Origin of the sequence: Clostridium sp. DL-VIII (genome assembly GCF_000230835.1) — a bacterium.
GTDB lineage: Bacteria > Bacillota > Clostridia > Clostridiales > Clostridiaceae > Clostridium.
Map to the genome: position 1 here is coordinate 4994464 of NZ_CM001240.1, position 22650 is coordinate 5017113.

The following is a 22650-nucleotide window of genomic DNA, read 5'->3' on the forward strand; positions in this document are numbered from 1 at the left end:
CTTTCTATAACAAAAACTACACCAAAAACATATTTTTGGTGTAGTAAATATTAAATTATTAATTAAAAGCTTTTAAAATAATTGATGCATTATGTCCGCCGAATCCAAATGAATTGCTTAAAGCATAAGTAAATTCTGACTTTTTGCCTTCATTAGGCACATAGTTTAAATCGCACTCAGGATCTGGATTCTTATAATTTATTGTTGGAGGAATAAAGCCATCTTTAATTGAAGATGCTACAATTATTGCCTCAATAGCCCCTGAAGCTCCTAGTAAATGTCCTGTCATTGACTTTGTGGAACTAATTGGAACTTCATGTGCATAGTCTCCAAAAACAGTTTTTATAGCTTTTGTCTCAGTTTTATCATTTGCTGGTGTAGAAGTTCCATGAGCATTTATATATCCAATGTCTGCTGGATTTATATCTGCATCTTTAATTGCGTTCTGCATACATTTTGCAGCTCCTTCTCCACCTTCTGATGGTGCAGTTATATGGTATGCATCATTTGTGCAGCCATATCCAACAATTTCCGCTATTATATTAGCACCTCTGCTTATCGCATGCTCAAGTTCCTCAAGAATAAGTATTCCTGAACCTTCTCCCATTACGAAACCATTTCTTTCTGTGTCAAACGGTCTACAAGCAGTTTTAGGATCAGGGTTTGTTGTCATAGCTTTACTTGCACAAAAACCTGATATAGTAAGTCTTGTGATACATGCTTCTGCTCCTCCTGCTATCATAATATCTGCATCATTTCTTTGAATTACCTTAAATGCATTTCCAATTGCATTAGTTGAAGAAGCACATGCTGTTACAGTACATTCATTATACCCATTTGCTCCAAATTTTATAGCAACTAATCCTGAAGCCATATTACATATCATCATTGGTACTAAAAATGGACTTACTCTTTTATATCCTTTCTCTAAAAATTGATTACATTGATTTTCTACAGTTTCAATTCCACCTGTACCACTTCCAATGAATACTCCAAGCCTATCTCTATCTACTTTCTCTAGATCAAGCTTTGAATCCTCGACTGCTAATTTAGCTGCTGCTAAAGCAAATTGTGCAAATCTATCAGTTCTTCTAGCTTCCTTTTTATCCATAAAATCTTCTGGATTAAAGTCTTTTACTTCTGCTGCAACTTTAGCTGGTATATCGGAAACATCTATTCTTTCAATTTCACTGATTCCACATTTCCCGCTTTTAATTGATTCCCAAAGTTTATCTGCTCCTATTCCAAGAGATGAAACAGATCCCATCCCTGTGATTACTACTCTTCTTTTCATAGTAAAACCCTCCTAAATGTATAAAGTCTATAAATATTTTTAGATCTTATAGTATTTACATTAATAACTATAATCCTATATAATGAATTAAAACGAATAATACATAATCGCCTTTAATACAATTATAATTAAAATTATCCATTAAAATTAACAGATGTTGCTTTTTATTATTGCAATTATTTCTAAGAAAAGGTGTTTAAATTATGAAAGACTTGAAAGAAACTATTATTGAAACCGTAGAATATATTGAAGATAATCTTTATGATAAAATCACTTTAGATGATATATCTCTTCATACTGGACTATCAAAGTATTATCTACACAGGATTTTTAAATCGTTAACAGGTGAATCTATCATTGAATATGTTCAAGGACGCAAATTAACAAATAGTATTAATGAACTTATAAATACAAGTATGCGAATCATTGATATTGCCTTAAGCTATGGCTTTGATTATGAACAATCTTATATTCGGGCTTTTAAAAAATGTTTTGGTCATACTCCTGTAAAAGTGAGATCTGATAATTCTTCACTTAGCTTAGTACTTAAAGAAAAAATCAATATTAATGACATTTTATCCATAGGCGACTCAATCACCTATACTCCTCATTTTGTATTCAAACAAAAATTCAATTTAATTGGAATTAAACACAAAATATTAAGTAAATCTGGTGATAAGAGTGCAAACATATATGGAAGAGATTTCTTTTATAATCATAAGGATAAAATTCAAAACATAATCAATCCTGAAGAATACTTTGGATTTACAGATTGGAGCAGCGATGGTTTTATATATTATGTTCCAAGTGCTCAGGTATCAGATTTAAATTCTGTTCCAGAAGGAATGACAAGTATATCTATCCCTGCGCATAAATATGTCGTATTCCGCTTTGTTGGCTTCTTTTGCCCAGACAATCTTAATGCTAGGCATTTGGGACGTCTTTTAGTTCAACTATATAGAAAATGGATTTTTAAATCAGGATATAAGTTTGCAGATACCTTTAGATTTGAATATATAGATAATTCAAGATCAAAGGATAATTATTGTGAGCTATATGTATTTCAGCCAATAGAAGATATTTAAATGAAAAAATGATATTACTTTGATTTTAATTTAATCAAAAGTAATATCATTTTTTTAATTTATATATTTTTTGTATTAGTAAGTCAATTCTTTATTACTCACTTATCTTTTTAATTAGCACCTGACTTATTCTCTTTCTATCGCATTTTAAAATAATAAATTCATACTCTTCATAAGAAACCTTTTCCTTAGGCTTAGGATATGATTTTAACTGTGAATAAATCCATCCTCCAATAGTATCAATGTTTTCAACTTCAATCTCTATATTTAAAAGTTCATTAATATCTCCAATATGAACTCTTCCATCTACAACATAGCTTCCGTTTTCATTTTTTCTTACCTCTTCTTCCACATCATCATCAAATTCATCTTGAATCTCACCAACTATCTCTTCTAGAATATCTTCAGTAGTTACTAGTCCTGAGGTTCCTCCAAATTCATCAATAATTATGGCCATTTGCGCTTTTTCTTTTTTAAAGGTCTTAAATAATTCACTGATTGATAATGACTCTGGAACAAATTTTATCTCTCTAATGATTTCTTCTATGTTTTCATTACCCTCAAATTTAAGTTTAAATAAATCCTTAATATGTATAAAACCAATAACATTATCTTTGCTGTCTCTACATACTGGATATCTAGTTAATTGTTCTTTCAAGACATATTCAATAATTTCATCAAAGGTATCTTCAATAAAAATACATGCCATATCAGTACGCGGTATCATAATTTCTCTTACAGTTTTTTCTGAAAAATCAAATATGTTATCTACAAAAGTTAACTCTGTTTGATCGATTAGTCCATGTTTGTAGCTATCCTCTACTAAAAGCTTTATTTCTTCATCTGTATGTGCTGCTTCATGTTCTTCAACTTGTGAAATTCCAAATATTCTTAATACTAAATTAGTACTATGGTTAAAAGTCCACATTATTGGATAAGTTAATCTATAAAATGCTATAAGCGGAAAAGCCGTAAACATTGCTATACTTTCTGTATTTATAATTGCTAACGACTTAGGTGCGAGTTCTCCAAGCACAATATGAAGTCCAGTTATGATTGAAAAACCTAAAACAAAAGAAATTGAATGAACAGTATTCTCTGATAAGTTTAACAAACTAAACAATGGGCTAAGTGCCTCTGAAACTGCCGGTTCTCCAATCCAACCAAGTCCTAATGAAGCTAAGGTTATTCCCAACTGACATGCAGATAAATATGAGTTTAAATCTTTAACGACCTTTAGAGTATACTTTGCATTTCTACTTCCTTCTAGCGCTAGTGTTTCTACCCTTGATTTTCTTACCTTAACCATTGCAAATTCTGTTGCTACAAAAAAACCATTCATAAGTACAAGTAAGATTGCAATGATAATATTTATTATAGTTATCATATATTGATAGTTTCCCTCCTAAGTTGTTATATATCTTCTACTAGTTAACACTTTATTAAGTGATATTAAATATTATATCATATTTAATAGATTGTATATTAATTATTTCCTATTAAAATATAATTATTATAATTTTTCCCCTTGTTAAAAGAAATAAGAAGCAAATATATTATTGCATAAAAAATATATTTGCTTCTTATTTTATTATTCATTCAGTATCTTGGAGTCTTTTTTCATTTCTTCCACTATATAAACATCTAATTCTTGGCTTAACTTTAAAATTTCTTTAGGATCCAAGTTATTATTTATCATCTCGTTCAATTCGTCTCTTAATTCATCAAGCTTACTATTCTCCTTCATTATTCACTCTCCAGATAAGTCTTAGGCACAATCAGTATATTGCTGTTTTCCATTGATGCTTTAGCTTGTACAATATCACATTTCATAAATTCTTAATTAAAAATTTTTTTATAAATTCATAATTTTAATTTATTATGCTTAAAAACCGTATGTAAAGTTACACAATTAAATTTGTAATCATAACAACTTATTTTTACTTTGTTGTCAAAAAAACTTAATTAGTGACAAGTAAAAAGTTATACAATAATCTTGTTGTAGAAAATACATGAATTAAAGCTTCTCTAGAAACCTATATTTAGTGATTATCCCTTATAAAAACATTATACAACAAAAAAAGTTTACTCCCAGGAAACTTTCGACCATTTTTGAGCTTGATAATACGAGGTGATAAATGTGATAAAAGAAACGCGGCAAGAAAAAAGAATTACTCAGTCAAAATTAGCCAGAAATTTAGGAATTAGCAAAGGATATTTGTCAAAATTAGAGAAACACCCTTCTCTTTGTAATCCAAATGTTAATCTTATTTTAAAATTATCAAAAGAACTTACCGTAGATCCTGTTAAAATTTTTTTATATTTTATAAAAGAAAAAAAGAATTAAATTAATATAAACTATAACCTTGCTGCAATAAATTCTTATTTAGCAGAAAAATTTAAGGATAGCAAACAGATGTCGTCTACCATCCTAAATTATGAAGAAGATTTTAAAAGTTTGCATTACAATTTAAATAATAGGATTACTGCAATGCTATGGAGGATTACAATGAAATTATTAGAGTGTTAGTATAACAGTCATCTCTAGACTGTTACACTAATTCATAATACTAAGAATAATATATGCAAAAATTTATCAATTGTTCCACCCCTTAAACCTTATTGTATTCCTCCTACATTACAATAAGCTTTACTTTTTATCTTTAATTGATTCCGTATTAACATTTGAAGGCAATACTTCTTGAATCTTTCCTAACTGCTCTTTAAGTTTCTCGTTTTCTTCCTGCACTTTAGTATAAAGATCTTGCAATTCTTTAAATGCATAAACTTGATTTAATACTTTTCCCTTATTTTCGTTAAATTCACCAATTATGCTTTCCTTTAATTTAGTAATATCTTCACTTTTCAATTCTGGAAATTTTTTATTTAATGTTTCATCAAATTTATCTATTTTTATCTTCAACATGTTCTCTATTGTATTTGAAATTCCAAAATCCTTATCTATCATATCCCAAATTTCTTTTGCTTTTGCAACATACTCTGGATATTTTGCAAATTCATCTTTTAATCCTGATTGTTCTATTCTGCTTTTTAATATTACTTCTATTGGTTTTAAGATTGTTTTTAACATATTTCCGACTTCCTTCTTAAAATTATTTCTATACAACAAAATATGAAATAATAATCTTAAAAGCTACTTTTTTAATTGATTTAAATGATAATTAATACATAATATATACTACTATTGTTAAATATATTAATGCATTAATCTCTATTCCTCTGATTAGCATAAAAAGAAAAATGCAGCTTAATCTAAGCTGCATTTTATCATTTCAATTTTCCAAAATCATTAAATGGATAAAATATAAATTGTGCTTTTCCTTCTATTTTTGATCCATCTATGTAATGATTTTTCCAATATCTCGCATCATTTGATACTGGTCTATTATCACCTAAGAAAAAATATTTTCCTTCTGGTACTTCAAAAGATCCATTATATTTATCTTTATTTTTTACATAATCATCTTCTAATTTATTTCCATTTACAAACACTTCTCCGTTTTTTATATCTATTTTATCGCCTGGAAGTCCTATTAATCTCTTTACTAGTGTTTCTCCAAGTTCATCAGAATCAAACACTATTATATCTCCTCTTTTTAAACTATTAAGACTCATTATTCTAGTAACTAATACTTTATCATCTTTGTTTATAGTTGGAATCATTGAACCTGTTGGTACATAGACATTAAAAAACACAAATTTTCTTAATAGAAATGCTATAGCTAAAGCACAGACTATTGGCACTACCCATTCCTTAAAAAACTTATATTTCTTTGTATCCTTAGCTTTTATTTTAATATTTTCTTCCAAAATAAATCCCTCCTGCTCTATAGTTCACACCTTGCTGAAAACTTATTATTATTAATCAAATTTTTTAATACGTTATAATCATCTTCAATTTCTTTCGGAATATCTATATGTGCAATAAAATTTTTTCCATTAGGTCCATAACCATTAACATCATCTTTTAATCGTGGTATTTCTCCCATAATAAGTTCAAAATATCTTTGTTCATCCCAAATACCTTTGATATCTTTATTATTTAATATCAAATTACAATTAATACTCGGAATAAATGGAGAATAGTTTATTATCTTTACATTTTTTATATCTACATATTTCAAGAATGATGCAAATGTCCTAAGCTGCATAGTAGGATCCTGAATTAAAAGTAAAGAATTATATGAAATAGATAACTCATTTAATAATTCTACTGCTTTTTTTGCATTGTCGCCACAATTAGTAGATTTATTTTCAACAATAATTTTATCTGAATCCACATTGTAAATTTTAGTCATGATTTCATAAAATATATCAGCTTCAGCTTTGTTTTCAATATCTATGAAATTAAATTTACTATCTTTCCTGATCTCATTTCTTAATAGCTCAGTAGAATGTCCTATTCCTCCATTAATTAAAATTTTATCACATAAGTTATTTTTATAAGCATTAACTGCACACTCTATCGTATGTGGAATAGAATTTCCGAGTAAAACTAATATATCTACTTTTTTTATTCCAAATGCTCTTTCTAGTTCTTTGCATTCCAAATTATTAATATCCCTAACTGCGAGAAACTTAGCTATCCTATTAGTATGATACTGAATTTTCTTATTATCCATAAAATCCTCCTGCTAACTTCCATTATTCCTTTTGCTTATTAGTCTTTACAAAAGATAACATTATTATTGTAACTATAATACATATGGTTCCTATCCACTCTGCTATTCCTAAAGAAACCTTAAGCCATAATACAGATAAAAGAGCGGCAGATAATGGTTCAGCGGAAGATAATATACTTGCATCTGTTGGTTGTACATATTTTAAACTTTCCAAGTAACAATAAAATGCAATTAAAGTTCCAAATAAAACTACAAATATAACTGCTAATATTGATTCTATAGACCATTCTCCTGTAAAATTCCAAGGACTGTGGACAAAAGCAAAAGCTATTCCTCCAATAATCATCCCCCATCCAACAGTACTTGTTGAACCAAACTTTTTCAATAAATACTTAGGCTGAATTGTATAAAAAGCTGCTGCAAAAGCAGAGCTGATTCCCCAAAATAATGCTGTCTTAGAAATAGCTATGCTATGAATATTTCCTTTTGTAATTATAAGGAATGTCCCAAGCATCGCTAATGCAATCCCTGTAATTTCCTGTAGGCTTGGACATTTTTTCATCCTAACAGCTAAATATAAAGTTATTATCACTGGTGATAAGTATTGAAGTATAGTTGCTGTTGCTGCATTTCCATATTTAATCGCAGCAAAATATGTATATTGAACACTTAACATGCCTACAATACCAAATAATAAAATATTAATGCGGCCATGTTTTGTCTTCCAAACTTCATATATCTTTCCCTTATCTTTTATTGAACCATATAATAATAAAATTATTCCTGATACTAATAATCGAATATCTACCAGCCATTCTGAACTAAAGCCCTTTTGCTGAAATAAATATTGAGCAACTGTGCCTGATACTCCCCATAGCATAGCTGCAAAAAGTATTAGCATTATGCCTCTTCTTCTTTCCTTAGTATTCACTATTATTTTTCACTCTCTTTCTTCTTTTGAGTTTGCTTAGGCACTATCAAATAAATAACAAGTCCACTTGCAAGGCTATTTTGGACTCATTATTTATTTTCATATGCCTTATTGCTAATTAGTAAATTATATCATATTTTTTCTCTTCAAATTAATTTCCCATATAAGTATAATATATATTTAATATATTTGCATATTATTTAGAATTATTGTGAATTATATTATTGCATAAGTTTTTATATTCCCTACTATTAAATTCAAAAGAGGTAACCATATTACTTTAGTGGTTACCCCCAATTTACAAATAATCAAATTATCAGCTTATCTCATCTATAGTTACTCTTTCATTATATTTATTATTATATTCCCTTATCATTTCAATTAAGAATCTTTTATAATCATCTAACTCATCATCATTATTAATTTTTACATACGTAAATTTTGTTCCATTTTTATGAGTTTTACTAATATTCTTAACCTTAAATCCCTTTTTATATTCTTTAATATATGCTGCTATTATTTTTAAATCAAATAAACGTTTCTCTCTTATTAGTTTCTGAGCATCTAAATCAGAATATGCTATTTCATATTCTAAATTTTTCATCTTTATTTCACCTCCTGTAAACTTTTGTATCTTAGGCACAATCAAAAAAATAACAAGCCCATCTGCAAATCTATTTTCATGTGCCTTATCATTTCACTTTTATTATCTCCATTGTTTTACTCTATTACTCCTAAGTATCCTTTGTGAACAAAATATTTTCTTAACCTTTAGATTTAGGCACAATCAATTAAATAATAAGTCCATTTGCCAGCCTATTTTCCATCATCCTACGGCGACAAATTAGCCTAATAGCCCGCTATGAGGGCAATTTGTCTTCTTGCCTGATGAAAAATATCCATGGCAACTTTGGACTTGTTATTTATTTTCATGTGCCTTAACATAGAAAATCACGAAGCAAGCTTCTTAATGTTTTTTCCGCTTTTTAGTATCTTTATTCTTTATATTATTAGATCTATCTGTATAATCTGTGTGAAGCAAATTAATTGATTTTACGCCCCCTGGCTCACCCATGTAATTTTTGTACATCTCTTGAAGACTATAATTTTTATCTGAAACTCTTTTATCACATGTTCTATCTATATTTCTTAAAGAATTAATTCTAATTTTCATGTAATCTGTGTCTAAAAAATTATTTGTTGCTTTATCAAAATCTTGCACGCTTATGGCCTTAGCTCTGCAAATATTCGCGCATAATTTACATCCAGTGCATTTTCTAATATCACTAAAGGCTTCTCCTCTTTCATTAAACTCTCTCGCACTAACAGGGCAGCTATCTATGCAGGTTCCACAGCTTATACATAAATCCCCGTCAGTTTTAGCCCTTTTCTCCACTCTTACCGCACCACCGCCATTCATACAGCCATCCTTGCAAGTCATAACTTCAATAAATAAATATTCTTTCCACTTTTCGCTCTTTAAGAATTTATCGACTTCTTTTAATCCGTTAATTACTGCCACCTTGTACCTTTGGCTTCCTAAATTAATATTTGCTTCTTTTATATACTCATATCCGAAAACATTCTCAAAAGCTACATTATCAATTTCAAATACATCACTGTTTAGATAACTTGCAACTGTCCTAATAACAGATCTCATTGCACCACCGCTTATTGCAAAACTTGTTCCCGCTCCAGTATATTCATTCATAAAAGGAGCACCTGCTTCATCTGCTATAGCAGTTATGTCAATTCCATTATCTTTTAATAACTCGCTATATTCTCTCGTAGTTAAAACTGCATCTATATCTTTATAGTTATCTCTTCCCATTTCTGCTTTTTCTGCCTCATATTTTTTAGCAGCACAAGAATTAACAGAAACAATAAAAATGTTAGTAGGTAAAATATTGTAGTTATCTGCAAAGTATGTTTTTACGCTTGCACCCATCATTTGCTGTGGAGATTTTGCAGTTGAAATATGTTCTAATACTTCTGGGTGAAAAAGTTCAGCATAGCGTATCCACGATGGACAAAAAGAAGTAAACATAGGAAGTTTTTCTTTACCTGCAATTCTCTTTATCAGTTCAGTTGCTTCCTCAACAACTGTCATATCAGTACCAAATTCAGTATTAAATGCATTTTGAAAACCTAATTTCCTTGCTGATGGCACTATCTTTCCTTCTACATAAGATCCTGCAGGAAGCTTAAATTCTTCCCCCAAAGTTGCTTTTACTATAGGAGATGAAATTAAAACTAAGTATTTACCACTATTTAGGGCTTCTTTCACTAATTCTACATCACTTCGTACCTTCATAGCTTCAGTTGGGCAGGCTGTAGCACACTGTCCACAATATATGCATCCTGTGTCTTCAAAAGTCCCTTGTTTCGGTTCAACTGTTCTTCTTCCAATATCTATTTTCTTTAATATAGATATCTTTGTCTCCCGAGCACATGTAAATGCACAAGCTGTACACCCTATGCATTTTTTCTTATCTATTTGCATAATATTATCTTCTTCAGTTCTATTACTTTTCTTTGACTTTCCCATATAATTCTCCAAAACATTCTTTTTATCACATTATTATTAATAAGCCGATTATATGAATATTAATGAGCAAAAAAAGACAGGATTTCTATTAATGGTTAATATATAATATAGAAAAAAGCTTAGATAAGGCAGGTATTTGAAATGAATTATGATAAATGCATAAAAAAATCTATTGAGTATATTGAAGACAATTTAAAGAAAAAAATTGAATTACAGGAGATTGCAAATAAGGCTTTTTTATCAAAGTATCACTTTCATAGAGTTTTTCATGCCACAATTGGAGAATCTGTGGCTGAATATATACGGAGAAGAAGATTAATAGAGGCTGCCAATGAGTTGTTGAATACAGAACATAAAATCATAGATATAGCACTAAATTATCAATTCAGCACTCAGGAATCTTTTACGAAAGCCTTTAAAAAATTTTATGGAATTCCACCTAAAGAATTTAGAAAAAATAAAACAAATATGACTTTACTGCATTCTACAAAACTACTTTCTACAAAGAAACCTATAAACACACTTTCTATGGCCGCGTGAGGAACAGTTCACAATTTACAGTTTGTAGTTACTGAGGAAAAGCTCACAGCTTTTCTAAAATGTATATTTATTAACTATATTAACCCAGCTAAAAACTATATTAAATGCAATAGAAATCAACTTTTATACAAAAATAATTTTCAGGAGTGATTTTATGAGCTATGTGCCAATGGTAATTGAACAAACAAATCGTGGGGAGCGTTCGTATGATATCTATTCTAGACTGCTTAAAGATAGGATAATTATGCTTAGTGATGAGGTAAATGATGCAAGTGCAAGTATAATTGTGGCCCAGCTGCTCTTTCTTGAAGCTGATAATCCTGATGCAGATATTAATTTCTATATAAACAGTCCTGGTGGCTCCATAACTGCAGGAATGGCAATATATGATACAATGCAATATATAAAACCAGATGTATCTACAATATGTGTTGGTATAGCAGCAAGCATGGGCTCATTTCTACTTACAGCCGGTGCTCCTGGCAAGAGATTTGCTCTTCCAAATAGCGAAATTCTCATTCACCAGCCATCAGTATATGGAGGTCTTAAAGGCCAAGCTACAGATATAAAGATTCATACAGATTGGTTATTAAAAACTAAAGACAAGATAAATAAAATATATAGTGAAAAGACTAAAAAACCAATTGAGACAATAGAAAAAGATATGGAAAGAGATTATTTCATGTCTGCTAAGGAAGCTTTAGCCTATGGAATAATAGATAAAATACTGTAAAAATATATTGTACTCCAGACTTAAACTTATGTGTTAACTACCGAAATTATAAACATTTTTATTCCGAAAAACTATAAAAATATCGCTGAAAGTTCTAAGCTGTAGGTTGCATCCACTTTAGCGTGCTCCAACTTTCAGTTTGACAAGCTAAAGTGGAACAACCTTTAGAGGAAACATGACTCACATACGTTCACTGAGTAAGCGATTCACGCCAAATCATAGATTTGGGTTCTCTGCTTAAGAACCTTTAACAGCTCATTTTTAAATGTTTATTATTTCTAGTGAAGCTATCCACTTAAGATCTAGGAAACATGTCCATATTTTTACTTTATAAATCTAGATTCGAATTTTTATCTTGCGTGTATTTTATATTTGGTTAACCGAACTTTCTGCGTGAATTTCATCCTAAATTCATAACTTATAACTGTACGTAGCATAAACTAAAATTTACAGATAATAAATTAAATTTTTGATTTATTCATCTATATATTCTCTACAGCTTTGGCTATAATATACATAGGTTTAATTTTAAAACTAGTTTTATGAGCTAAAGCGGGTGACAATATGAATTATATAATATATGATCTAGAATTTAATCAAAAAGATAAAAAGTCTGATGAAAATAACACAGACTTATCAGCGAAAAACGTATCTGACCTGCCTTTTGAAATCATTCAAATTGGTGCTTTAAAGTTAGATGATGATTTTCAAACAGTTTCCACGTTTAATTCACTGATTAAACCAACTGTATATAAGTCTATCCATCCTCATGTAGAGAGTTTAACCCAAATTACAGATGAAAAAGTCGCCTTATGCAGACACTTTCCTGATGTGTATAAAGATTTTCTAGAATTTATTGGAGATGAGGAAATAATTTTATGTGTCTGGGGCACTGTTGATATTAAAGAATTAATAAGAAATTTAAAATTTTATAACCTTACTATTTCAAATATTTCTAAATATATTGATGTTCAAAAATATGCTTCAAAGCATTTAAAGACCTTAAATAAATCTAGAATTGGTTTAAGAAATGCAATTGAACTTTTAAATATACCTATTAATGGTGAATTCCATGATGCCTTTAATGATGCTTATTATACTGCAGAAATTTTTAAATTTATTTATAATAATAAAATAATTAGACCATCAGTATACACTTCTGCACCTACAAAGAGAATCTCAAAACCTAAAGAAGATATTGATATGACTTCTTTAATTCATCAGTTTGAAAAGATGTATAATAGGGAAATGACAGAAGAGGAAAAATCAATAATAAAGCTTGCTTATATAATGGGCAGAACCGGACAATTTATCAAAAGTGGTGATATACCCCAATAATAAGGTTATCCGCATTTAAATTCCATTTCCATAAAAAATATGGCTAGAAAACATTGAACTTATCTAGCCTCTATATGCATTTCAATTAAGAATGTATAATTATAATTTTGATAAAAATCCTTACATAATTCTTTTAAATTTACAATGTATAACTATTATTGCAGCATATATATTTCAATAGAATATATTAACCTATGTACATTATATCTATAATTTTAGTTTATATTTATTTAAAGCTCACTATATTCTTATATTTATTTCAAATAAAATTGTACCTTCAAAATTAAAGAGCGTACTCTTTATAAAGCCGCTCTCTAATATTTAATTTAAAATTATTTATATTCTTTTACTTCTTCTTGCCCATCTAAAACTCTAATTACACCTTCTGCTAAGGCAAGCATTTCATTCTCGCCAGGATAAACTGTTATAGGTGCTATGAATTCTATCTTAGGTCTTAAAAAATCTATCATTATCTTTTCATAAGCTATACCACCAGTTAAGATTATTGCATCTACCTTTCCATCTAGCACTGCTGCAGCTGCACCTATATCTTTTGCGACTTGATATCCCATGGCATCATGTATTAATTTTGCTTTTGAATCTCCATTTAATATTAAATTCCTTACTACTCTTCCATCATTTGTGTCAAGGTAAGCTACAAATCCACCTTTTCCTGTTATCTTCTTCAAGATTTCTTCTAATGTGTATTTTCCACTAAAGCACATTCTGACTAAATCACCTGCTGGAACTCCACCGCTTCTTTCAGGTGAAAAAGCTCCCTCACCATCAAGTGCATTATTTACATCGATTATTTTTCCTTTTTTATGTGCACCTACTGAAACTCCTCCTCCCATATGGGCAACTATAAGATTTATATCTTCATAGTTCTTGGAGTTTTCCTTTGCATATCTCTTCGCTACTGCTTTTTGGTTTAATGCATGGAAAATACTCTTTCTCGGCAGTTCAGGTACACCTGAAAATCGTGCAATCGCTTCCATTTCATCTACAACTACTGGATCTACTATAAAAGCTTCTTTCCCTATTCCCTTTGCAATTTTATCTGCTATAATTGCTCCAAGGTTAGATGCATGCTCTCCTTGTATATTTTCTTTTAAATCCTTTAGCATTACATCGTTTACAGCATATGTACCACTATGTATCGGCTTTAAAAGACCGCCTCTTCCAACTATTGCATCTAATTCTCTTACATCTATGTTATGTTTCTTTAGTGCATTTAATATAAGATCTTTTCTAAAATCTTCTTGATCTGCTACGCATTTAAATTGTCCTATTTCTTCTGAAGAATGCCTGAGTGTTTCTTCAAAAACTTCCTTTTCATTTTCATATATTGCTATCTTAGTTGACGTGGATCCTGGGTTTATTATTAATAATTTATAATTCACATCATTTCCTCCCCTTCGTTTTTGTATCGTACTCATTGTATAGTGTTAAACGTTTTTTTTCAAGCAAATTTTCAATATTTTTAATAATATTTTTACGGAACACCATTCCACACATTTTATCTTTGTATAAATATCTAAATCTTATATATTAATCCTGAAAGAATTGCAAGTGGTGACAATCCAAGTACTCCAGCAGGGCGAAAAACCTTTCCAACAATTATGAATATACTAGCACCCACAATAAATTTTCCTACTATGTAACAGAACACCTTTTTTAATGCTTTTGGTGCTAATTTAAATTGCATTTCTGAACCGATTAAAAACATAAAACAAGCCAGAATTGGTGATGATGCCGATCACTAAATAACGCTGTGAATAATCCTTTTATCTACTATATTGGATTTTAATAATTACACACACCATAATATCTCTTAAGACGAATTTAAGTCCTAAACTATGTGCACATTACATATAATTATTTAAAAATACTTATTTAAATAGATTACAAATCTACCACAAATAAATAATTAATTTTATTGGAGGCATAACTTAAATCATGGAAAACATTCTTATTAATCCAGCTTCTTGGTTCATTCTCGGCATTCCATTCATCTTTATACTTGGTTCTTTAGCACATTTTGCATATAAATGGAGTGGTAAATCAATTATCTTAGGAATTTTCACCCCAGTCAATGAAAGTATCTGGGAACATCTAAAGCTTTCCACTTATCCTATTTTTCTTTGGTACTTCTTAGGATTTATATTATTAGAAGATAAAATAAACATATATCGATGGTATATCTGTTGTATTATTTCAATTGTTGTAAATATGATTGTTATAATTTCTTTTTACTACACTTATACAGGTGCCTTTGGAATTCACTCATTATTTCTTGACATATTTTCATTATTTTTAGGGCTTTCAATTGCTCAATGCATATCCTTATATATATACAATCATGCTAAATTAACTACTCTTGACTTTTATTTATCTATTATTATCGGTACATTAGTAATTATTTGTTTTACATTATTTACTTTTAATCCGCCTAAATTTCCTATTTTTATGGATCCTGAAAGTAAAAAGTACGGAATTAACTAGATAGTACAACAAAAAAGAAAGTATAGATATCTATATTACCTATGCTTTCTCACTTAAAATAACTCAAACTACCCAAAAGTATAACACAGATATATCATTATTAGTATAGCCCTCAAAGTCAATTCTATATAATTATGAGATTTCTATTTCTTTTGATATGCTTTTTCTTTTAGAATACCATTTAGGAAACATAATTGAAAATCCTAGCATAAGTGGACTTGAAATATTCCCATATACTGTGCTAACTGCATAGTAAGCACTTACTGAAACAGAGTATAATAATATGATTCTTAATGCTGCTTGGCTTATATTTAGGAGCCCCCATGCAATAGAAAGAATTCTCCAAGCTTTTATTAATTGAGGTCTGTTTTTAACCTCTTCAGGTGCATTTTTTAAGTAACTTTGCTCAACTATTATTTGAATTAATGATTTTTTAAAAAGTAAAGATCCAAAAAACATTGCAGCATATAAAATATCTTGCACTATTGGAGATATTAAATAGAAACCTGGATTTTTTGAAATAATAGTTCCAATTAATCCACTTCCAGCAAAAACAGCACTTATTGTAGCAAGAGCATTTAACTCATGATCTTTAATATAATTGATTAAAACTACACCTATGCTCCACCCTCCTGATAAAACTATTCCTTCAAAAGTCATTCCATTCCTATCTAATATTGAAAAAATTATAATAGGAATTATAGCACTTATAACGAAATCTTTGTTAAATATATTTTTTAATACTGAATATTTTTTACTTGGATTCTCTTTAGAAGGCCCCTCCATAATATGTTTCCCCTCTTATCGTAAATTTAGTTTTGCATTTATTTTGCCCAATTTTCATTGGCCCTTTTCACATAAAGTTCAGAATCAATTACTTCCTTATCAAGTATAGCTTGTGTCTCAGCTTTTACGTATCCTAAGCTGATTACCTCTCTTCCAGCATTTCTTAAAGCTGAAAAAAATGGTTCGTATAATTTTTGAAGTTCACTATTAGTCTTTATAGCATTTAATATTCCGCCTTCTTCACACAAAATAGCCGCTGTTAAATTTCCCTTTGTCATAACATTGAAGGTTTCTACTAATCCAGAAAAATTATACTTTCCAGGAAAACCACAATTTGAAATCAGCACATTTTTAACATGATGCTCTTTTTCATAGCGTTTAGGATGACTATATTTATCTCCTACTTTAATTATATTTCCTTTAATTAATGGAATTTTACGATCCATAAAATCTTTCATTATGCCAGTAACAGTAAATACATATAACGGTGTAGCATAAACAATTACATCAGCTTCTGATACTTTATCTAATAATTCTTCCATGTCATCTTTATGAATGCATTTTCCTGGAGTTTTTGTCCAGCAGGTAAAACATCCTTCACAGTGCTTAATGTCCTTATCCTTTAAGTAAACTGTTTCTGTTTCTGCACCTGCCTCCTCACATCCTTTAAGAAATTCTACTAAAAGAACTTCTGTATTCCCTTTTGCTCCTCTTGGACTACCATTTACTGCTAAAACTTTCATTTACAACACCTCTCAAAAATTTTATAAATTATTTAATGATTTCAATTGTTGTATTGTTTCCTCACACCATCTTATTCTTGCTTCTTCTCCTAGTTTTCCATACATAACGGTGCTTAAATACAACGTTAATTCCTTTTTGTTCATATCAGTCTGTTCAGATTTGAAAAATTTCTCAATTTCTGAATACTTCTTCAGTTCTTCTTCACACTGCTCCTTTAACTTTTCAACTTTTTCAAGAACACTCTTTATTGGGATATCTTTAGATAAAAACATCTTTAATAAAAATTCTGATCTAATTGGATCATTTTCAACCGGAAGCTTAAGCCATTCTTCTAATTCTTCTCTACCTTTTTGTGTAATTGAATATACATTTTTAGAAGGTCTTCCTTCTGTTTGTGTCACTTCTTTTGTTATTAATTTTTCGTCTTCCATTTTCTGAAGTACTGGATATATGTGTCCATAATTTTCATTCCAAAAATATCCTATGGACACATCACAGAACTTTTTAATATCATATCCGGATCCAGACATTATATTAAGTACTCCTAATAATGCGTATTTCGTTTTGTTAACCTTTGCCATTTGTACTCACCTCTGATATATTTCACTCTGATATATTATAAATATATTATATCACTCTGATACATAAATACAATACCTCTTTCAATTAAAATTTAAAATTTATGTGCTAAAAATTTGGCTCAACACTAAAAACTGTGCTTGACATAAAATAATTATAAAATTAAATGAAAAATGCATTCAAATTCCTGTATTCTATAAGTGACTAATCCAATAGAATTGAAGGAGTTTAAATGCAATTACAGGATATCACTAATATATTAAATTTACAAGGAATAAATGTTATCAATTTTATCTATGGTTTTGAAGATAGAATTTGTATTGAAATCCAACCTACAGAATATACTCAACCTTGTCCGTGCTGTAAGAGTTTTAAAATAATAAGACGAGGCTCATCTGGAATTAGAAGAGTAAGGCATCTTCCTATATTTCAAAACGAGGTAATATTAAAGGTTCCTAAAATAAGAATGTCCTGTAAGGATTGTAATGCCTCTTTTTCATGGCAATATTCATTCCTGACTGGAAAGAGTCGTTATACTAATGAATTTCAAGAGTTTATTGCAACTAAAGTACCAGGAGCAACGGTTATTCACTGTGCTAGAACATTGAAAATACCATATTCTACAGTTGAAAGAATATATAAAAATTATATTGACTATGTTGTTCCACAATTGCAAGCAAAAGTTATATTAGAAAGTTCTAACACTAACAAGCTTATACTTGGAATGGATGATTTTGCTATAAGGAAAGGACATAGTTATAATACTGGAATTCATGACCTTCGTAACGGAACATTACTTGAAATAATTCCAGGAAGAAAACTTGAAGAGCTTAGAAGTCATAAGACTGTAAATCCAGAACTTTTTGAGCTCCGACCTTTTGCTATAGTAATGGATTTGGCTCCATATTATCACACATTTGCAAAAGAAGTATACCCAGATGCTATACGTATTGCGGATAGGTTTCATGTTAATAGCTATGCTATGGAAGCTCTTAGAGGCGTAAGAAAACGCATAAGTTGTGATTTAACTCCTGCGGCACGGACAGTATTGAAAAGAAATAAATCAGTACTTGAAAAACGGAATGAATATCTTACATCAAAAGAGGTTGAGATGCTCCAGCAGTTGTTGTCATTATCACCTGACCTAAAAGCAGTATATGAGTGGAAAGAGGAACTTATTGAGTGGTATGACTGTTGTTCAAGTGTTATACAGGCAACAAATGTATTTGATAAATGGTGTAAAAAAGGACATTCACTAAATATACCTGAGGTAGAACGTGCTTTGGTTACTTTTGAAAACTGGAGACAAGAAATAATTAACTATCATCATTGTAGATATACCAATGCCGCTGTTGAAGGTAGAAACGGTAAAATTAAAGCAATTCAACGCAGACACTATTTTACAAGGAATAAAGACTACTACAAAGGAAGAATTTTATTAGAATGTAATAACCATTTCTTGACAGCTTAAGCTGTCAAGAACATATTTTGATGTTGAGCCAAAAATTTCTATAATTTTTCTTAAAGAACAAAAGTGTCTGCGACACGCTCCTTCGGAGAAATTATTAATAGTTAAATTAAAAACCATAGAGATTGCTGTTCCTCTATGGTTTTCTTCTTATAGTTTATAACTTTTGCCATATACCCCATTGTATTCTTTAGGTCTCATAACTCCACCACATTTTTCGCATGAAAAACAAGGCGGTTCATCTATATTACTTTGATCCATCTCATCAAAGTATTCTACAACCTCCCTAGGTATATTTTCTGTTATTCCACAATTTAAACATTTATATGGTATTATATCTTTCACTTAACATCCCTCCAACTATGTTGTTGTCGGCTTTATTTTACCATATAGTACTCCTTTTGCAATTGCATATATTTCCAGGATGTTTTCTAATTTTTCTTTCCCTTCACTTATAAATTTATCTTTAAAATATTCTCGCATCGAGCCGTATCGTGGATACACTATATCATTAAATCTCATCTTACCACCACATTTAGAACATTTGCATGGATCTACCCCAAAAGACGCAAGAATTCGATATTCCCACTTTTCTATTGATTTCTTAATTTGTATTATTTTCTTATCTATCATCTTGATAAATTGATCTTTATCCTTACATCTCCTCGAATACAGTCCAAAATATCTCACCATTTTAAAATTCTTGTCTGGTATATGTATTATAACTTTTTTTATAAACTCAAAGACTGGCACTTTCTCTATTATTTCTTTATTGTCTTCATGTCTTTTATATTTAAATGTTACACTTTCACCATCATACGCAATTATTCTTGATTCTGCTATCGCAGGTCGTCCAACATATCTTCCAATATATTTTGCAGCTATCTTTGCTGATTTTATTTCATTTTTAGCATGAACATAAAATCCATCTTTATTATTTTTATATATTTTGTTCTTTAATCGTCTAAAACTATCTTTATTTCCTTCTCTTTTTATTATTTCATCTAATAATATTTTTTGCCATCTCTTTCTTAATGCTTCATACGAAAAATATTTAAAATTTCTCCAGGTAGTTAGCTTACCCTTTCCACCTTCTGTAACCATCATGTGGACGTGGGGATTCCACTTTAAATCTCGTCCAAAAGTATGTATAACTGCTATAATTCCAGGTATAAATTCTTCTTTTTATTTTGCTTATACATCCAACTCGTAACAGCTTTAGCTGCACATTGCGGAAGTAACTTCAGCCTATCTCTTTCTCTTCCGAAGTAATTTCTAAGTTCCTCTGGTATTGTAAATACCATATGTCTATGCTTTACATTTATTAATTTTCCCAGCATTCCATTAACCCAATTATCAACATAAACCTTTCCACATGATGTACAAAATCTACTTTTACAAGTGAACCCAACTTTCTTTATTTCGCCACATTCCTTACATTTTAATTCAATATAACCATTACTTATATCCTTGCATTTCATAACTTTTTTTACTTCTGCAATAACACTAGGTCTAATTCTGTTTTTATATCTTTTATAAAATTCATTCCAATTTTCCTCTAATATTCTTCTTAATTTACTCTTAATCATTTCATCAATTTACCACATATATTTTTCTAATGCAAGTCTACGCCGCGCTTTCAGCGAGCGCGATTTTTATACTTTCCTATACAATAAAAAAATCCCTTTAAGGGATTTTATCTAAAATTTCAAACCTTTGCTTCTTAGCTTTTAACTTATCTAACTCCATCTATTAGAGTTTTCAAAAGTTATTTCAATTAGTTTCTTCATTGCAGTTGATTGATTTTTATTTTTATGATATATAAGTTGAGTCGCATATTTATCAAAGTTTCCATCTAATTCTATCATTTTAAGACTTTCCTCAGATATTTCCCTTTTGATAGCATAGAGAGGAAGAATAGAAATTCCAAGACCATTAATCACACATTTTTTAATGGCTTCTATGCTCGAAAACTCTAAAGGATTTACATACTTTATCTTATTTTGTTTTAAATAATTTTCAAAAGATATTCTAGAACTGCATCCTTTTTCACTAAATATTACATTTTCTTTTAAAACCTGTTCCTCAGAATTTCTCTTAAAAAATTCTAGATCTGAATTCAGTTCACCTATAATTACCATAGTTTCATCTTTTAATTTTTTAACTTCTAAATTATCATCTCTTACTTCTGGCTCAATTGTAAATACAACATCAAATTCCCCACTATATAGCCTTTTTCTTAAATCACTGCAAATTGAATTTTTCAAGATAATATTCACTTTGGGATATTTTCTTTTATACTCCTTTAATATTTTTCCCAAGCGATATATTGATAAAGATTCACTTGCTCCTATGACTAAATCCCCTGTAACTTGATCTTTTTCATTCGTCATGTCTTTTATTTCTTTATATATCTCGAGCATTTTCTTAGCATGTGGCACTAACTGGCTTCCCATATTAGTAAGAACAATCTTTTTACCTAAACGATCAAATAAAGCAGTATCAAGTTCATTTTCTAAAAGCTGAATATGTGATGTTATAGTAGATTGAGCATAGCCTAAATTATCTGCTGCTTTCGTAAAACCTCCAAGTTCAACTATAGCAATAAATGTTTGCAGATGTCTGATTTCCAATTTTATCACCTCCATGATATCAATATATTATTATAATATCAGATATTCCGATTATTAACTTCAATCATTTCAATTTTACTGATTGCTTCTTAACTACTATACTAAAAATATAAAAACACATACCTTAAAAATTAATTTTAAAGTGTTAAGATTTTATACACTTGTATTATTAAAAAAACTAAAATAAGGAGATGTCTAGTTATGAAAAAAGTATTATTGCTACTTGCAAATGGTTTTGAGGCAGTTGAGGCAAGTGTTTTCACGGATGTTATAGGTTGGAATAACCTTGAAGGTGATAAAACTACTGATTTAGTGACTGCAGGATTACATGACAAAATAAAATGTACATGGAACTTTACAATAATTCCAGAAATAAATATTAATGATGTTAATATTGATGATTTTGATGCACTAGCAATTCCTGGTGGCTTTGAAGAAGCTGGATTTTATGACGATGCTTATAATGAAGATTTTTTAAATTTAATTAGGGAATTTAATAAGGCAGGAAAAATAATTGCTTCCATCTGTGTTGGTGCTCTTCCAATAGCCAAGAGCGGTATATTATATGGAAGAAGTGCTACGACTTACAATTCTCCAGCTAGCATACGACAAAGACAATTAAAAGAGTTCGGCGTAAATGTTATCTCTGATAAACCAATTGTTATGGATCAAAAAATAATAACCTCTTATAACCCAGCTACAGCTTTTGACGTTGCTTTTATGCTTTTAGAACTTTTGACTTCTAAAGAAAATTGTAATAATGTAAAAAAATTGATGGGCTTTGCAGTAGAGCACTAACCTATATAGATATAAATTTATAAAA

Annotated in this window: 25 protein-coding genes and 1 pseudogene; 8 read left to right on the forward strand and 18 right to left on the reverse strand. The window is 29.6% G+C overall.

Going from position 1 to position 22650, the window contains the following annotated elements:
* Positions 1-58: 58 nt before the first annotated feature.
* Positions 59-1294 carry a beta-ketoacyl-ACP synthase II gene (gene fabF / locus CDLVIII_RS23045; RefSeq protein ID WP_009171882.1) on the reverse strand — a complete coding sequence of 412 codons (1236 nt, stop codon included), beginning with the start codon at positions 1292-1294 and terminating at the stop codon, positions 59-61.
* A 203-nt stretch (positions 1295-1497) separates the two neighbouring features.
* Here fabF and CDLVIII_RS23050 point away from each other — a divergent pair, with 203 nt between their 5' ends.
* The gene (locus CDLVIII_RS23050) at positions 1498-2379 is read left to right on the forward strand and encodes a helix-turn-helix domain-containing protein (RefSeq protein ID WP_009171883.1); all 882 of its coding nucleotides are present in this window, start codon (positions 1498-1500) and stop codon (positions 2377-2379) included.
* Positions 2380-2473: 94 nt separating this feature from the next.
* On the opposite strand, the gene CDLVIII_RS23055 is transcribed toward CDLVIII_RS23050, so the two are convergent.
* Both CDLVIII_RS23055 and CDLVIII_RS30245 read right to left on the reverse strand, forming a co-directional pair.
* On the reverse strand, positions 2474-3766 hold the full coding sequence (locus tag CDLVIII_RS23055; RefSeq protein WP_009171884.1) for a hemolysin family protein: 1293 nt from the start codon (positions 3764-3766) through the stop codon (positions 2474-2476).
* Positions 3767-3970: 204 nt separating this feature from the next.
* Positions 3971-4126: a Spo0E family sporulation regulatory protein-aspartic acid phosphatase gene (locus tag CDLVIII_RS30245; protein ID WP_009171885.1), complete on the reverse strand. Its 156-nt coding sequence runs from the start codon at positions 4124-4126 to the stop codon at positions 3971-3973.
* A 393-nt stretch (positions 4127-4519) separates the two neighbouring features.
* On the opposite strand from CDLVIII_RS30245, the gene CDLVIII_RS23060 reads away from it, so the two are divergent.
* Positions 4520-4726 carry a helix-turn-helix transcriptional regulator gene (locus CDLVIII_RS23060; protein WP_009171886.1) on the forward strand — a complete coding sequence of 69 codons (207 nt, stop codon included), beginning with the start codon at positions 4520-4522 and terminating at the stop codon, positions 4724-4726.
* Between the two features lie 303 nt (positions 4727-5029).
* Here CDLVIII_RS23060 and CDLVIII_RS23065 read toward each other — a convergent pair whose 3' ends face one another.
* The 6 genes from CDLVIII_RS23065 to CDLVIII_RS23090 all read right to left on the reverse strand — a co-directional run bounded on the left by CDLVIII_RS23065 (position 5030) and on the right by CDLVIII_RS23090 (position 10501).
* Positions 5030-5470, reverse strand: a complete 441-nt coding sequence (locus CDLVIII_RS23065) for a hypothetical protein (protein ID WP_009171887.1) — start codon at positions 5468-5470, stop codon at positions 5030-5032.
* 197 nt (positions 5471-5667) lie between these two features.
* Positions 5668-6210 (reverse strand): signal peptidase I, encoded by a 543-nt coding sequence (gene lepB / locus CDLVIII_RS23070; protein WP_009171888.1) that lies wholly within the window; start codon positions 6208-6210, stop codon positions 5668-5670.
* Between the two features lie 17 nt (positions 6211-6227).
* Positions 6228-7022: a YdcF family protein gene (locus tag CDLVIII_RS23075; RefSeq protein WP_009171889.1), complete on the reverse strand. Its 795-nt coding sequence runs from the start codon at positions 7020-7022 to the stop codon at positions 6228-6230.
* 22 nt (positions 7023-7044) lie between these two features.
* Positions 7045-7953 (reverse strand): EamA family transporter, encoded by a 909-nt coding sequence (locus tag CDLVIII_RS23080; protein WP_009171890.1) that lies wholly within the window; start codon positions 7951-7953, stop codon positions 7045-7047.
* 316 nt (positions 7954-8269) lie between these two features.
* Positions 8270-8557 carry a hypothetical protein gene (locus CDLVIII_RS23085; protein ID WP_009171891.1) on the reverse strand — a complete coding sequence of 96 codons (288 nt, stop codon included), beginning with the start codon at positions 8555-8557 and terminating at the stop codon, positions 8270-8272.
* 363 nt (positions 8558-8920) lie between these two features.
* Positions 8921-10501, reverse strand: coding sequence for a [Fe-Fe] hydrogenase large subunit C-terminal domain-containing protein (locus CDLVIII_RS23090; RefSeq protein ID WP_035301899.1), 1581 nt, complete (start codon positions 10499-10501; stop codon positions 8921-8923).
* A gap of 141 nt (positions 10502-10642) precedes the next feature.
* Here CDLVIII_RS23090 and CDLVIII_RS23095 point away from each other — a divergent pair, with 141 nt between their 5' ends.
* The 3 genes from CDLVIII_RS23095 (at position 10643) to CDLVIII_RS23105 (ending at position 13112) form a co-directional block, all read left to right on the forward strand.
* Positions 10643-11041 (forward strand): helix-turn-helix transcriptional regulator, encoded by a 399-nt coding sequence (locus CDLVIII_RS23095; protein WP_009171893.1) that lies wholly within the window; start codon positions 10643-10645, stop codon positions 11039-11041.
* A gap of 154 nt (positions 11042-11195) precedes the next feature.
* A complete protein-coding gene (gene clpP, locus CDLVIII_RS23100) occupies positions 11196-11774 on the forward strand; it encodes an ATP-dependent Clp endopeptidase proteolytic subunit ClpP (protein WP_009171894.1) in 579 nt (192 codons plus the stop codon).
* A gap of 564 nt (positions 11775-12338) precedes the next feature.
* On the forward strand, positions 12339-13112 hold the full coding sequence (locus CDLVIII_RS23105; RefSeq protein WP_009171895.1) for a 3'-5' exonuclease: 774 nt from the start codon (positions 12339-12341) through the stop codon (positions 13110-13112).
* Between the two features lie 332 nt (positions 13113-13444).
* On the opposite strand, the gene buk is transcribed toward CDLVIII_RS23105, so the two are convergent.
* A complete protein-coding gene (gene buk / locus CDLVIII_RS23110) occupies positions 13445-14515 on the reverse strand; it encodes a butyrate kinase (protein WP_009171896.1) in 1071 nt (356 codons plus the stop codon).
* Between the two features lie 149 nt (positions 14516-14664).
* A pseudogene (locus CDLVIII_RS23115) lies at positions 14665-14888 on the reverse strand (2-keto-3-deoxygluconate permease); the annotation flags it as partial.
* A gap of 183 nt (positions 14889-15071) precedes the next feature.
* Between CDLVIII_RS23115 and CDLVIII_RS23120 the strand changes: the two are divergent.
* Positions 15072-15617, forward strand: coding sequence for a DUF6512 family protein (locus CDLVIII_RS23120; protein ID WP_009171897.1), 546 nt, complete (start codon positions 15072-15074; stop codon positions 15615-15617).
* A 132-nt stretch (positions 15618-15749) separates the two neighbouring features.
* Here the strand turns inward: CDLVIII_RS23120 and CDLVIII_RS23125 are convergent, their stop codons facing one another.
* Genes CDLVIII_RS23125 through CDLVIII_RS23135 form a run of 3 tightly spaced genes read right to left on the reverse strand, consistent with a single transcriptional unit; the run spans position 15750 to position 17728 of the window.
* Entirely contained in the window at positions 15750-16403 is a 654-nt protein-coding gene (locus CDLVIII_RS23125) for a VC0807 family protein (protein ID WP_009171898.1), read from the reverse strand.
* Between the two features lie 38 nt (positions 16404-16441).
* The gene (locus tag CDLVIII_RS23130) at positions 16442-17146 is read right to left on the reverse strand and encodes a flavodoxin family protein (RefSeq protein ID WP_009171899.1); all 705 of its coding nucleotides are present in this window, start codon (positions 17144-17146) and stop codon (positions 16442-16444) included.
* 21 nt (positions 17147-17167) lie between these two features.
* Positions 17168-17728, reverse strand: a complete 561-nt coding sequence (locus tag CDLVIII_RS23135) for a PadR family transcriptional regulator (RefSeq protein ID WP_009171900.1) — start codon at positions 17726-17728, stop codon at positions 17168-17170.
* A 230-nt stretch (positions 17729-17958) separates the two neighbouring features.
* Between CDLVIII_RS23135 and CDLVIII_RS23140 the strand changes: the two genes are divergently transcribed.
* Positions 17959-19197 carry an ISL3 family transposase gene (locus CDLVIII_RS23140; RefSeq protein ID WP_009167586.1) on the forward strand — a complete coding sequence of 413 codons (1239 nt, stop codon included), beginning with the start codon at positions 17959-17961 and terminating at the stop codon, positions 19195-19197.
* A gap of 147 nt (positions 19198-19344) precedes the next feature.
* Here CDLVIII_RS23140 and CDLVIII_RS23145 read toward each other — a convergent pair whose 3' ends face one another.
* The 4 genes from CDLVIII_RS23145 to CDLVIII_RS23155 form a co-directional block, all read right to left on the reverse strand.
* Positions 19345-19539: a hypothetical protein gene (locus tag CDLVIII_RS23145; protein WP_009168857.1), complete on the reverse strand. Its 195-nt coding sequence runs from the start codon at positions 19537-19539 to the stop codon at positions 19345-19347.
* A gap of 15 nt (positions 19540-19554) precedes the next feature.
* Entirely contained in the window at positions 19555-20301 is a 747-nt protein-coding gene (locus CDLVIII_RS32330; protein WP_050816267.1) for an IS91 family transposase, read from the reverse strand.
* A gap of 50 nt (positions 20302-20351) precedes the next feature.
* Positions 20352-20783, reverse strand: a complete 432-nt coding sequence (locus tag CDLVIII_RS32335; protein WP_050816266.1) for a transposase zinc-binding domain-containing protein — start codon at positions 20781-20783, stop codon at positions 20352-20354.
* A gap of 150 nt (positions 20784-20933) precedes the next feature.
* On the reverse strand, positions 20934-21827 hold the full coding sequence (locus CDLVIII_RS23155; RefSeq protein WP_009171902.1) for a LysR family transcriptional regulator: 894 nt from the start codon (positions 21825-21827) through the stop codon (positions 20934-20936).
* A 201-nt stretch (positions 21828-22028) separates the two neighbouring features.
* Between CDLVIII_RS23155 and CDLVIII_RS23160 the strand changes: the two genes are divergently transcribed.
* Complete coding sequence (locus tag CDLVIII_RS23160; protein ID WP_009171903.1) at positions 22029-22625, forward strand: DJ-1/PfpI family protein; 597 nt, start codon at positions 22029-22031, stop codon at positions 22623-22625.
* The last annotated feature ends 25 nt before the right edge of the window (positions 22626-22650 follow it).